Annotated in this window: 12 protein-coding genes, 3 tRNA genes, 2 rRNA genes, 1 other RNA gene and 1 other annotated feature (1 of these 19 cut by a window edge); of the genes, 14 read left to right on the top strand and 4 right to left on the bottom strand. The window is 44.7% G+C overall.

All coding sequences use genetic code 11. The annotated features are described in order from the left end of the window. The first annotated feature begins 19 nt into the window (after positions 1 to 19). From pdxT to JQX68_RS00095, 3 genes are all read left to right on the top strand, one after another. Positions 20 to 610: a pyridoxal 5'-phosphate synthase glutaminase subunit PdxT gene (pdxT, locus tag JQX68_RS00085; protein ID WP_069840452.1), complete on the top strand. Its 591-nt coding sequence runs from the start codon at positions 20 to 22 to the stop codon at positions 608 to 610. Between the two features lie 52 nt (positions 611 to 662). Continuing rightward, positions 663 to 875, top strand: a binding site (T-box leader). A 54-nt stretch (positions 876 to 929) separates the two neighbouring features. Continuing rightward, a complete protein-coding gene (gene serS, locus JQX68_RS00090) occupies positions 930 to 2,207 on the top strand; it encodes a serine--tRNA ligase (protein WP_014662462.1) in 1,278 nt (425 codons plus the stop codon). A 134-nt stretch (positions 2,208 to 2,341) separates the two neighbouring features. Next, positions 2,342 to 2,434, top strand: a tRNA-Ser gene (locus tag JQX68_RS00095). 111 nt (positions 2,435 to 2,545) lie between these two features. Here the strand turns inward: JQX68_RS00095 and dck are convergent. From dck to JQX68_RS00115, 4 genes are all read right to left on the bottom strand, one after another. After that, positions 2,546 to 3,199 carry a deoxyadenosine/deoxycytidine kinase gene (dck, locus tag JQX68_RS00100; protein ID WP_003226792.1) on the bottom strand — a complete coding sequence of 218 codons (654 nt, stop codon included), beginning with the start codon at positions 3,197 to 3,199 and terminating at the stop codon, positions 2,546 to 2,548. Beyond that, the gene (dgk, locus tag JQX68_RS00105) at positions 3,196 to 3,819 is read right to left on the bottom strand and encodes a deoxyguanosine kinase (protein WP_014662463.1); all 624 of its coding nucleotides are present in this window, start codon (positions 3,817 to 3,819) and stop codon (positions 3,196 to 3,198) included. The genes dck and dgk overlap by 4 nt, the downstream gene beginning before the upstream one ends. A gap of 98 nt (positions 3,820 to 3,917) precedes the next feature. Continuing rightward, positions 3,918 to 5,207 (bottom strand): glycoside hydrolase family 18 protein, encoded by a 1,290-nt coding sequence (locus JQX68_RS00110; protein ID WP_080478296.1) that lies wholly within the window; start codon positions 5,205 to 5,207, stop codon positions 3,918 to 3,920. Positions 5,208 to 5,270: 63 nt separating this feature from the next. Then, entirely contained in the window at positions 5,271 to 5,816 is a 546-nt protein-coding gene (locus JQX68_RS00115; protein WP_040081099.1) for a cysteine hydrolase family protein, read from the bottom strand. Between the two features lie 85 nt (positions 5,817 to 5,901). Between JQX68_RS00115 and tadA the strand changes: the two genes are divergently transcribed. The 11 genes from tadA to JQX68_RS00170 form a co-directional block, all read left to right on the top strand. Beyond that, positions 5,902 to 6,387, top strand: a complete 486-nt coding sequence (gene tadA, locus JQX68_RS00120; protein WP_014662466.1) for a tRNA adenosine(34) deaminase TadA — start codon at positions 5,902 to 5,904, stop codon at positions 6,385 to 6,387. An 82-nt stretch (positions 6,388 to 6,469) separates the two neighbouring features. Next, positions 6,470 to 6,734: signal recognition particle sRNA large type (ffs, locus tag JQX68_RS00125), an RNA gene on the top strand. Between the two features lie 129 nt (positions 6,735 to 6,863). Further along, positions 6,864 to 8,555, top strand: a complete 1,692-nt coding sequence (dnaX, locus tag JQX68_RS00130; protein ID WP_205440453.1) for a DNA polymerase III subunit gamma/tau — start codon at positions 6,864 to 6,866, stop codon at positions 8,553 to 8,555. Positions 8,556 to 8,578: 23 nt separating this feature from the next. After that, positions 8,579 to 8,902, top strand: coding sequence for a YbaB/EbfC family nucleoid-associated protein (locus JQX68_RS00135; protein ID WP_003225427.1), 324 nt, complete (start codon positions 8,579 to 8,581; stop codon positions 8,900 to 8,902). 14 nt (positions 8,903 to 8,916) lie between these two features. Further along, a complete protein-coding gene (gene recR / locus JQX68_RS00140) occupies positions 8,917 to 9,513 on the top strand; it encodes a recombination protein RecR (RefSeq protein WP_003225425.1) in 597 nt (198 codons plus the stop codon). 17 nt (positions 9,514 to 9,530) lie between these two features. Continuing rightward, complete coding sequence (locus JQX68_RS00145) at positions 9,531 to 9,755, top strand: YaaL family protein (protein WP_014112283.1); 225 nt, start codon at positions 9,531 to 9,533, stop codon at positions 9,753 to 9,755. Positions 9,756 to 9,821: 66 nt separating this feature from the next. Then, positions 9,822 to 10,085: a sigma-K factor-processing regulator BofA gene (bofA, locus tag JQX68_RS00150; RefSeq protein WP_040081093.1), complete on the top strand. Its 264-nt coding sequence runs from the start codon at positions 9,822 to 9,824 to the stop codon at positions 10,083 to 10,085. 241 nt (positions 10,086 to 10,326) lie between these two features. Then, positions 10,327 to 11,874: ribosomal RNA gene (locus JQX68_RS00155) — 16S ribosomal RNA — on the top strand. Positions 11,875 to 11,976: 102 nt separating this feature from the next. Then, positions 11,977 to 12,053 (top strand) — tRNA-Ile (locus JQX68_RS00160). Between the two features lie 11 nt (positions 12,054 to 12,064). Next, positions 12,065 to 12,140, top strand: a tRNA-Ala gene (locus tag JQX68_RS00165). 81 nt (positions 12,141 to 12,221) lie between these two features. Further along, positions 12,222 to 12,946, top strand: a 23S ribosomal RNA gene (locus JQX68_RS00170); it runs 2,203 nt beyond the window's last position. The 16S and 23S rRNA genes sit together here with 2 tRNA genes alongside, the layout of an rRNA operon.

Genomic DNA, 12,946 nt, shown 5'->3' on the forward strand with positions numbered 1-12,946 from the left:
ATATAGGAGTGCTGCTGACATGTTAACAATAGGTGTACTAGGACTTCAAGGAGCAGTTAGAGAGCACATCCATGCGATTGAAGCATGCGGAGCCGCTGGTCTTGTCGTAAAACGTCCGGAGCAGCTGAACGAAATTGACGGGTTGATTTTGCCGGGCGGTGAGAGCACGACGATGCGCCGTTTGATCGATACGTATCAATTCATGGACCCGCTTCGTGAATTCGCTGCTCAGGGTAAGCCGATGTTTGGAACATGTGCCGGATTAATTATATTAGCAAAAGAAATTGCTGGTTCAGATAATCCTCATTTAGGCCTTTTGAATGTGGTTGTAGAACGCAATTCATTTGGCCGGCAGGTTGACAGCTTTGAAGCGGATTTAACAATTAAAGGCTTGGATGAGCCTTTTACTGGGGTATTCATCCGTGCGCCGCATATTTTAGAAGCTGGTGAAAATGTTGAAGTTCTATCGGAGCATAATGGTCGTATTGTAGCCGCGAAACAGGGGCAATTCCTTGGCTGCTCATTCCATCCGGAACTGACGGAAGATCACCGAGTGACACAACTGTTTGTTCAAATGGTTGAGGAATACAAACAGAAGGCACTTGTATAAAACAGTTGAAAGCTGTGGAAACTTATAGTACATTATAAGCACAAATAAAGATCGAAAAGCGTTGATAGGAACTAGTAGGGAGCCTCTCTTTCTAAGAGAGCCGATGGTTGGTGCGAATCGGTGAAAGATGCTGTCTGAATCCATCCTTGAGCGAAATGCTGAAACAAGTAGGCATTTACGGGATAACCGTTATGTGTGAAAGTGGAAAACGAGTCATTGATTTGTTTTCAATCAGGGTGGCAACGCGAGAGCTCTCGTCCCTTTATGGGGATGAGGGCTCTTTTTATTTTCGACAAATCAATAAAAAGGAGTGTTTCGCATGCTTGATACGAAAATGCTGAGAGCAAATTTTCAAGAGATTAAAGCGAAGCTTGTTCACAAAGGCGAAGACTTAACTGATTTTGATAAGTTTGAGGCGTTAGATGACAGACGAAGAGAGCTTATCGGCAAGGTTGAAGAGTTAAAAGGAAAACGGAATGAAGTGTCTCAGCAGGTTGCTGTGCTGAAACGTGAGAAAAAAGACGCGGACCACATTATTAAAGAAATGCGTGAAGTCGGCGAAGAAATTAAAAAACTTGATGAAGAATTAAGAACAGTGGAAGCTGAGCTTGATACAATTCTTCTTTCCATCCCGAATATTCCGCATGAGTCTGTACCTGTCGGTGAAACAGAAGACGACAACATAGAAGTGCGTAAATGGGGTGAAAAACCTTCATTTGCTTACGAACCAAAGCCGCACTGGGATATTGCGGATGAGCTGGGTATTCTGGATTTCGAACGTGCTGCCAAAGTAACAGGAAGCCGTTTCGTGTTCTATAAAGGGTTAGGTGCTCGTTTGGAGCGCGCGCTTTATAACTTTATGCTTGATCTCCACGTGGATGAGTATAACTATACTGAAGTGATCCCGCCATATATGGTTAACCGTGCGAGCATGACGGGAACTGGGCAGCTTCCTAAATTTGAAGAGGATGCATTTAAAATCAGGGAGGAAGATTACTTCTTAATTCCGACTGCAGAGGTACCGATTACAAACATGCATCGCGATGAGATCCTTTCAGGTGACAGCCTGCCGATCAATTACGCGGCATTCAGTGCTTGCTTCCGTTCTGAAGCAGGTTCAGCAGGACGTGACACACGCGGATTAATTCGTCAGCACCAATTTAATAAAGTTGAGCTTGTGAAGTTTGTGAAGCCTGAGGATTCCTATGAGGAATTAGAGAAGCTTACAAACCAAGCAGAACGGGTTCTTCAGCTGCTTGAGCTTCCATACCGCGTCATGAGCATGTGTACGGGTGACTTGGGCTTTACAGCTGCGAAAAAATACGATATCGAAGTTTGGATTCCGAGCCAAGACACATACCGAGAAATCTCTTCTTGCAGTAACTTCGAAGCGTTCCAGGCAAGACGTGCGAACATTCGTTTTAGACGTGAAGCGAAAGGCAAGCCTGAGCATGTACACACACTGAACGGTTCAGGATTGGCGGTTGGAAGAACAGTTGCCGCTATCTTAGAAAATTATCAGCAGGAAGACGGAAGCGTTGTGATTCCGAAGGTGCTTCGTCCTTATATGGGGAATAGAGAAGTAATGAAACCATAAATGAATTAAAGGCGTGCCTAACAAGGTGCGCCTTTTTGCTTATAAAAACACGACATTTTCGTAAAAACAAAAAAAGTTTTTAAAAATGCTTGACCACATGAGAACATACATGATATAGTAAGTCTTGTCGATACGGAGGAATACCCAAGTCCGGCTGAAGGGATCGGTCTTGAAAACCGACAGGGGTGTCAAAGCCCGCGGGGGTTCGAATCCCTCTTCCTCCGCCATATTGATTTTAATTCTAATGAAACACAAGCATATATTGGAGATTGTTTTGTCCGTTGCATTCGGTGCGACGGATTTTTTATTATACTGAAAAAGTGAATCTCAGTCGAGATTCACTTTTTTTGATTATCATGAATAACGGAAGCAATTTGATCTACAATATTTTCAATCGAGTTTTCGTCGTTCAGCAGATCATAATCTTCAATGCGAAGTTTTAAAACAGGGCAGGCGTTAAAACCGCTTATCCAGTTTTCATAGCGTGTATGCATTTCTTCCCAATAAGATCGGCTAGTCTGAAGCTCCATCTCACGGCCGCGTTGCTCAATCCGGTTTAAAATGTTCTCCAGATCTCCTTCTAAATAGATCAACACATCTGGGTGCGGGAAATACGGTGTCATTACCATTGCTTCGAAAAGGCTTGTGTAAGTTTTATAATCGACCTTTGACATTGTGCCTTTATCTGCATGCATTTTTGCGAAAATTCCTGTGTCTTCATAAATCGAACGATCCTGTACAAATCCTCCGCCTGCTTCAAAAATCGTTTTCTGTTCTTTGAAGCGTTCAGCTAAGAAATAAATTTGAAGGTGAAAGCTCCAACGTTCAAAATCATGATAGAACTTTTCCAAGTATGGATTATGATCGACTTCCTCCAAAGATGTTTTAAATCCAAGTCGTTTAGCTAAAGTTTTGGTTAAAGTCGATTTTCCGACACCTACTGTTCCGGCTACTGTAATAATTGAATTCTTAGGGATATGATGTTCCTTCATACGATAAGCTCCTTTACATGGGCGGCAATGCGTTCAAAGTCGCTCTTATTCAAAACGAAATCCTTTGAATCACCATCTACGGTTAACACTGTAAGGTCAGGATCTGCTTCCTGCAGCTTCTTGATGGCGACTTCATAATCTGAAATCAGCTGCTCCAAATAGCTTGTTTCAATTTTTTTCTCAAAGGGACGCCCGCGTTTTTCAATGCGGTGTAGCAATGTAGGCAGACTGGCCTTTATGTAAATGATGAAATTCGGCTTTGGTAGATCATCCGTTAGCAGGTGATAGATCTTTTTGTACTTTTCCAGCTGATGTTGAGACAGGGTGCGTTCCGCAAAAATCACATTTTTATAAATATGATAATCAGCTATCACAGGCTGTCCCTTTTTTAAAAAGTGATCACTGGTATCTTCAAGCTGTTTGTATCTGTGACAAAGAAAAAACATCTCGAGCTGGAAGCTCCATTCCTCTATATTGTCATAAAACTTATCAAGGTACGGGTTATCCTCTACAATCTCATTGATCATAGGGAATCCGAACTCTTGTGAGAGCATCGTTGCGAGGGTTGTTTTTCCTGCCCCGATAGGACCTTCTATTGCAATAAAAGGGGCTGTATTCATCGGAATCCTCCTTATATCTGAAAAACGTGCGTCAGTTACCGACCTTCATATTGTATCACAACCCTTGGGTGCCCCCATGAAAAAAAGACGTTTCCAATTTATCGAAACGTCAATTTGACAACATTAAATTGATCAGACAGCAGCAGCCAGTTTTGTGGGAAGGAAAGACCCAGCTTCCAATAGCTGATGCCTCTTAAATTCAGTTCTTTAATCAGATTGAATTTTGCTTGGATTGAGCGGGCATCCTCGAACCATACCTCGTGCCTTCTGTTTTGTGCATCAGTATAGCGGAAGAAAGGAGCTTGAGCGGTTTCGTCATACTGAATGGAAGCATTGTTCTGATCAGCTATGACAATGGCTTGCTGAGGGCTTACTGCTCTTGCCGGAGTTCCCCCTGCTTTATATGGCAGCGTCCAGTCATATCCATATAAATTCTGACCCATGACGATTTTGTTCGCTGGCATTTCAGTCAAAGCATATTCTATGACATCCCGGACAGGGCCAATTGGAGAAACTGCTTGAGCCGGCCCGCCGCTATAGCCCCATTCATATGTCATGAGAACAACAAAGTCGACAATTTGGCCATGTGCCCTGTAATCATGAGCTTCATACCATCTGCCCTGCTGTGTTGCACTTGTTTTAGGAGCTAGAGCCGTGGAAATTCCTAAGCCTTCTCGATGGAAAAGATCCCTCGCTTCGCGCAGAAATTGATTATAGGCTTCTCTATCCTCGGGCCGTAAATATTCAAAGTCGAAATGAATGTCACGGAAGCCATACCTTCTGGCGTTCTCGACTATTTCATTTAGAAGCCTTCTTTTTACAGTTTCGTCGTTCAAAAGGATCCGTCCGAGCTCATCGCTAAATGCCTGGTTTTCTAAGTTCGTTATAATCATCATCAATGTTGTATTTTGACTTTCTGTAATGCTCCTTAAATTCGTTAAAGGCGGTGCGACTAATGTTCCGTTACGCTGTGCCTGGAAACTGAATGCACCCAAGTACGTTAAGTAGGGCGACGCTTCTCTGGCCGCCTGCTGGAGATTTTCGCTGACTTGATTTCCGCGTGGCTCCAAATAAGCATTTGATTCGATATCCCGTTTAGGAGCTGGAGGGATGTATAAACGGAAACCAATCTGAAGCACGGTATTTAATTGGATGCGGTTAACCCTGGCGAGCTCGGTTGCTGTTGTATTGAACTGCCGGGCGATGGATGTCAGGGTATCACCTCGCTTCACATCATAGAACTGGCCGGCAATTGGAATGACGATGGTTTGTCCGACAACAAGGCTGTCGGGATTCGGTATTTCATTCGTTTCTGCGATCTCACTTACGGTTGTTCTGTGTTGTGAAGCGATAGCAGAAAGAGTGTCGCCTTGTTTTACTACATAAATTTGAATGAAAAACGCCTCCTTTCATATCGCTATCAATGTATGAAAGAAAAGCGCTGATCATGTTTATTTTTCTGTAATTTGTTTTTCCGTCGTAATTTCTGCGAAAAGAACATTCTCCATCATAGTTAAGGCGAATTCATTATCCTCGTCACTGTTTGAGGCGATGCAGTCCTTAGGAATTGTGATGCTGTATTCCCTCATGTAAGCGTCATTAGCGGTAAACAGCACACATATATTGCCGGCTATACCTGTTATGATGATTTGTCTCACCTGCAATTCAGTCAGAAGAGTATGAAGTGCAGTTTCGTAAAAAGCGGAATGTTTAGGTTTGATTAAAAAATAATCAGCATCTTCCGGAGCTATCTTTGTGATGATATCCTTGCTTTTTTCATTTGTACATTCTTGCTGAATATTTTTAATATCAGCTTGCCATAGTCCATAATGATCGTTGATGTAAATAATCGGCCAGTCATTTTGTCTCGCGTGCTCCTTTAATGATAAAATATGAGGAACGATTTTTTCTGTTTTTTTAGCGAGGGTTTCTCCCATATCGAATTCAAAATTATTGATCATGTCTACAATGAGAAGGGCTGTGTCTGCTTTGGACAATCGACAGTCTCCTTTCCGTTTCAGTTATAGTTAATATGTAGCCTTTTTAGGCAATGAAAAAACTTTGAAAAGAGAGCTTATTCTTATGACACAAGATGAACTTTATATGAAAGAAGCAATTAAAGAAGCGAAAAAGGCTGGAGAGAAAGGTGAAGTGCCAATAGGCGCGGTGCTTGTTGTTAATGATGAAATTATAGCGCGTGCACATAATTTAAGAGAGACGGAGCAGCGATCGATCGCTCATGCAGAAATGCTCGTGATTGATGAAGCGTGTAAGGCATTGGGAACATGGCGGCTGGAAGGGGCGACTCTTTATGTGACGCTCGAGCCTTGTCCGATGTGTGCTGGTGCCGTTGTGCTTTCACGAGTGGAAAAAGTGGTATTTGGCGCATTCGATCCGAAAGGAGGTTGTTCAGGTACGTTAATGAATCTTCTTCAGGAAGAACGCTTTAATCATCAGGCTGAAGTGGTGAGCGGTGTGCTTGAGGAAGAATGCGGCGGAATGCTCAGTGCGTTTTTCAGAGAACTAAGAAAAAAGAAGAAAGCTGCCAGGAAAAACTTGTCTGAATAGTACGGTTGCAATTTTTAGGGGAAACAGATATACTTAAGTGTGCATCGTAATAGATGCAACATAAAATTTGATATTTATTTTGCCGTGCTAAGCGGGGAGGTAGCGGTGCCCTGTACCTGCAATCCGCTCTAGCAGGGCCGAATCCCTTCTCGAGGTTCGTTTACTTTAAGGCCTGCCTTAAGTAAGTGGTGTTGACGCTTGGGTCCTGCGCAATGGGAATTCATGAACCATGTCAGGTCCGGAAGGAAGCAGCATTAAGTGAAACCTCTCATGTGCCGCAGGGTTGCCTGGGCCGAGCTAACTGCTTAAGTAACGCTTAGGGTAGCGAATCGACAGAAGGTGCACGGTAAATCAATCATCAAATTTTCAGACTCACCTAAGATTAGGTGAGTCTTTTGTTATGTAAAAAGAGCTTTTGGAATCGAAACAAGGTTCATGTATAATGGGAATGATGAATAACGGAGGAGGGCAAACCCGTGAGTTACCAAGCTTTATATCGAGTATTCAGGCCTCAGCGCTTTGAAGATGTGGTCGGACAAGAACACATTACAAAAACGCTGCAAAATGCCCTTTTGCAAAAAAAGTTTTCTCACGCCTATCTGTTTTCCGGGCCTAGAGGAACCGGAAAAACCAGTGCAGCCAAAATATTTGCCAAGGCTGTTAACTGTGAACATGCTCCTGTTGATGAGCCATGCAACGAATGTGCGGCCTGTAAAGGGATAACAAACGGGTCAATATCCGATGTCATAGAAATTGACGCCGCTTCTAATAACGGTGTTGATGAGATTCGTGATATTCGCGATAAAGTGAAGTTTGCCCCATCGGCTGTCACGTATAAGGTATATATCATAGATGAGGTGCATATGCTTTCTATCGGCGCCTTTAATGCATTACTAAAAACATTAGAAGAGCCGCCGGAACATTGTATTTTCATTCTAGCAACAACTGAACCGCACAAAATCCCTTTAACCATTATCTCCAGATGTCAGCGTTTTGACTTTAAACGAATTACCTCCCAAGCGATTGTAGGGCGCATGAATAAAATTGTTGATGCCGAACAGCTGCAAGTGGAGGAAGGATCGCTGGATATTATTGCGAGTGCTGCGGACGGAGGGATGAGGGATGCCCTGAGCCTTCTTGATCAGGCCGTATCATTCAGCGGTGATGTCCTGAAAGTCGAGGATGCGCTTTTGATTACGGGTGCTGTTTCTCAATTGTATATCGGGAAGCTTGCGCAATCCTTGCATGATAAAAATGTTTCTGACGCACTGGAAACATTAAATGAATTGCTGCAGCAAGGGAAAGATCCAGCTAAGCTGATAGAAGATATGATTTTCTATTTCAGGGATATGCTGCTGTATAAAACAGCTCCTGGCTTAGAGGGAGTGCTTGAAAAAGTAAAAGTCGATGAAACGTTCCGGGGACTAAGTGAACAAATTCCGGCTCAGGCCATATATGAAATGATTGATATTCTGAACAAGAGCCATCAGGAAATGAAATGGACAAATCATCCGCGTATCTTTTTCGAAGTGGCCGTGGTGAAGATTTGCCAAACCTCACATCAATCTGCTGCTGACCTCCCGGAAGTGGACATGCTGATGAAAAAAATTCAGCAACTTGAACAGGAAGTAGAGCGGCTTAAAACAACGGGCATAAAAGCGGCTGCGGAAAGCCCCAAAAAAGAAACGCCGCGTGTGCCAAAGGGCGGGAAATCCAATTACAAAGCGCCAGTAGGCAGAATCCATGAAATTTTGAAAGAAGCCACAAGATCTGATCTTGATCTGCTTAGAAACAGCTGGGGCAAGCTTCTTGCACATCTCAAACAGCAAAACAAAGTATCACATGCCGCTTTGCTGAATGACAGTGAACCTGTGGCTGCCGCCTCCGCGGCATTTGTCCTGAAATTCAAATATGAAATTCATTGTAAAATGGTCGCTGAGGATAACAACGGAGTCCGAACTAATCTTGAGCAGATTTTAGAATCGATGCTCGGAAAAAGAATGGATTTGATTGGCGTTCCAGAAGCACAATGGGGTAAAATAAGAGAAGAATTTTTAGAAGATCATCAGCAGGAAAATGAAGGATCAAATGAACCGGCTGAAGAAGACCCGCTTATTGCCGAAGCGAAAAAGCTTGTCGGAGCGGATTTAATTGAAATAAAAGACTAACAAAATGAAAGAGAGTGAATGCTATGCGTGGCGGAATGGGTAATATGCAAAAAATGATGAAACAAATGCAAAAAATGCAAAAGGACATGGCGAAGGCTCAAGAAGAGCTTGCAGAGAAGGTTGTTGAAGGAACTGCAGGCGGCGGTATGGTAACAGTAAAAGCAAACGGCCAAAAAGAAATCCTGGATGTTATCATCAAAGAAGAAGTCGTTGATCCGGAAGATATTGATATGCTTCAAGATTTAGTGCTTGCTGCAACGAATGAAGCTTTGAAAAAAGTTGACGAAATCACAAACGAAACAATGGGTCAATTTACAAAAGGAATGAACATGCCAGGTTTATTCTAGGGGGATAAAAGAACATGCAATATCCTGAACCAATATCAAAGCTGATAGACAGCTTTATGAAATTGCCAGGGATCGGACCGAAAACAGCGGTTCGTCTGGCTTTTTTTGTTCTAGGTATGAAAGAAGATGTGGTATTAGATTTTGCGAAAGCATTAGTAAATGCGAAACGCAATCTGACATATTGTTCAGTTTGCGGGCATATTACAGATCAGGACCCTTGCTATATATGTGAAGATACGCGCAGGGATAAATCTGTTATCTGTGTTGTGCAAGACCCAAAGGATGTTATCGCTATGGAGAAAATGAAGGAATACAATGGACAGTATCACGTTCTTCACGGCGCTATTTCTCCAATGGACGGCATCGGACCGGAGGATATTAAAATACCAGAATTGTTAAAACGATTACAGGATGATCAAGTGACAGAAGTGATTCTCGCGACAAACCCTAATATAGAAGGGGAAGCAACGGCGATGTATATATCAAGGCTCCTCAAGCCGTCTGGTATTAAGCTCTCCCGTATTGCCCACGGACTGCCCGTCGGTGGTGATTTGGAATATGCTGATGAGGTCACTCTTTCTAAAGCACTTGAAGGAAGACGTGAATTGTAAGGAGGAAAAAGCGATCCATGGGTTTTCTTCGCAAGAAAACATTGAGAAGAGAGTTTGATGAAAAACTAATCGAGCAGCTTTTTAAGCAAAAGGAAGAGTGGAACAGGCAGAAGAAGCTGGTCGAAAAAAGCTTAGAACCGTCTGCTGAAGTGTTATACGAACTGAAAGTAGCTGAAGCGAAGTATTTTTTTTACTTAAGGGAAGCGAAGCAGCGAAATTTAAAAATCAGCCGGTGGAAGTAAGTGGTCTAAACTCCTGGATCTTCTCATAAGCTTGTACTAGAACAAGCGAAGGAGATGAGAAGATTCATGGAGCCTATTTTTATTGTTGGAGTTATTTTGGGACTGGTTATTCTTCTTTTTTTATCAGGTTCAGCTGCAAAGCCTTTAAAGTGGATTGGCATCACAGCTGTTAAATTTGTAGCGGGTGCTTTGCTGCTGGTTTGTGTAAATATGTTTGGCGGCAGTCTTGGCATTCATGTGCCGATTAATCTAGCCACAACAGCTATCAGCGGGATCTTAGGAATACCGGGAATAGCTGCGTTAGTCGTCATTAAGCAATTTATAATTTAATTGATATTATATATTGACTTCGATAAGTGAAGGTGTTATTCTAATATACGTCGCTGATGACGAACAGCTTTTTCGAAAAGGAAATAATAAAAAGTTGTTGACAGTAGTGACGATAAATGTTATGATAATAAAGTCGCTTAAAGAGCGGTGGATAAAGTCTTTGAAAACTAAACAAGACAAAACGTACCTGTTAATTCATTTTTATAAATCGCACAGTGATGTGCGTAGTCAGTCAAACTTTTTATCGGAGAGTTTGATCCTGGCTCAGGACGAACGCTGGCGGCGTGCCTAATACATGCAAGTCGAGCGGACAGATGGGAGCTTGCTCCCTGATGTTAGCGGCGGACGGGTGAGTAACACGTGGGTAACCTGCCTGTAAGACTGGGATAACTCCGGGAAACCGGGGCTAATACCGGATGCTTGTTTGAACCGCATGGTTCAAACATAAAAGGTGGCTTTGGCTACCACTTACAGATGGACCCGCGGCGCATTAGCTAGTTGGTGAGGTAATGGCTCACCAAGGCGACGATGCGTAGCCGACCTGAGAGGGTGATCGGCCACACTGGGACTGAGACACGGCCCAGACTCCTACGGGAGGCAGCAGTAGGGAATCTTCCGCAATGGACGAAAGTCTGACGGAGCAACGCCGCGTGAGTGATGAAGGTTTTCGGATCGTAAAGCTCTGTTGTTAGGGAAGAACAAGTACCGTTCGAATAGGGCGGTACCTTGACGGTACCTAACCAGAAAGCCACGGCTAACTACGTGCCAGCAGCCGCGGTAATACGTAGGTGGCAAGCGTTGTCCGGAATTATTGGGCGTAAAGGGCTCGCAGGCGGTTTCTTAAGTCTGATGTGAAAGCCCCGGCTCAACCGGGGAGGGTCATTGGAAACTGGGGAACTTGAGTGCAGAAGAGGAGAGTGGAATTCCACGTGTAGCGGTGAAATGCGTAGAGATGTGGAGGAACACCAGTGGCGAAGGCGACTCTCTGGTCTGTAACTGACGCTGAGGAGCGAAAGCGTGGGGAGCGAACAGGATTAGATACCCTGGTAGTCCACGCCGTAAACGATGAGTGCTAAGTGTTAGGGGTTTCCGCCCCTTAGTGCTGCAGCTAACGCATTAAGCACTCCGCCTGGGGAGTACGGTCGCAAGACTGAAACTCAAAGGAATTGACGGGGGCCCGCACAAGCGGTGGAGCATGTGGTTTAATTCGAAGCAACGCGAAGAACCTTACCAGGTCTTGACATCCTCTGACAATCCTAGAGATAGGACGTCCCCTTCGGGGGCAGAGTGACAGGTGGTGCATGGTTGTCGTCAGCTCGTGTCGTGAGATGTTGGGTTAAGTCCCGCAACGAGCGCAACCCTTGATCTTAGTTGCCAGCATTCAGTTGGGCACTCTAAGGTGACTGCCGGTGACAAACCGGAGGAAGGTGGGGATGACGTCAAATCATCATGCCCCTTATGACCTGGGCTACACACGTGCTACAATGGACAGAACAAAGGGCAGCGAAACCGCGAGGTTAAGCCAATCCCACAAATCTGTTCTCAGTTCGGATCGCAGTCTGCAACTCGACTGCGTGAAGCTGGAATCGCTAGTAATCGCGGATCAGCATGCCGCGGTGAATACGTTCCCGGGCCTTGTACACACCGCCCGTCACACCACGAGAGTTTGTAACACCCGAAGTCGGTGAGGTAACCTTTTAGGAGCCAGCCGCCGAAGGTGGGACAGATGATTGGGGTGAAGTCGTAACAAGGTAGCCGTATCGGAAGGTGCGGCTGGATCACCTCCTTTCTAAGGATATTATACGGAATATAAGACCTTGGTTCTTATAAACAGAACGTTCCCTGTCTTGTTTAGTTTTGAAGGAACTTTGTTCCTTAAATAAGTTAAGATGGGCCTGTAGCTCAGCTGGTTAGAGCGCACGCCTGATAAGCGTGAGGTCGGTGGTTCGAGTCCACTCAGGCCCACCATCTTATATAATGGGGCCTTAGCTCAGCTGGGAGAGCGCCTGCTTTGCACGCAGGAGGTCAGCGGTTCGATCCCGCTAGGCTCCACCAACGTGTTCTTTGAAAACTAGATAACAGTAGACATCACATTCAATTAGTAATACAAGATATCACATAGTGATTCTTTTTAACGGTTAAGTTAGAAAGGGCGCACGGTGGATGCCTTGGCACTAGGAGCCGATGAAGGACGGGACGAACACCGATATGCTTCGGGGAGCTGTAAGCAAGCTTTGATCCGGAGATTTCCGAATGGGGAAACCCACCACTCGTAATGGAGTGGTATCCATATCTGAATTCATAGGATATGAGAAGGCAGACCCGGGGAACTGAAACATCTAAGTACCCGGAGGAAGAGAAAGCAAATGCGATTCCCTGAGTAGCGGCGAGCGAAACGGGATTAGCCCAAACCAAGAGGCTTGCCTCTTGGGGTTGTAGGACACTCTGTACGGAGTTACAAAAGAACGAGGTAGATGAAGAGGTCTGGAAAGGCCCGCCATAGAAGGTAACAGCCCTGTAGTCAAAACTTCGTTCTCTCCTGAGTGGATCCTGAGTACGGCGGAACACGTGAAATTCCGTCGGAATCCGGGAGGACCATCTCCCAAGGCTAAATACTCCCTAGTGACCGATAGTGAACCAGTACCGTGAGGGAAAGGTGAAAAGCACCCCGGAAGGGGAGTGAAAGAGATCCTGAAACCGTGTGCCTACAAGTAGTCAGAGCCCGTTAACGGGTGATGGCGTGCCTTTTGTAGAATGAACCGGCGAGTTACGATCCCGTGCAAGGTTAAGCAGAAGATGCGGAGCCGCAGCGAAAGCGAGTCTGAATAGGGCGCATGAGTACGTGGTCGTAGACCCGAAAC

It is taken from the genome of Bacillus sp. LJBS06 (assembly GCF_016924995.1).
In the GTDB taxonomy this organism is placed as follows: Bacteria; Bacillota; Bacilli; order Bacillales; family Bacillaceae; genus Bacillus; species Bacillus stercoris.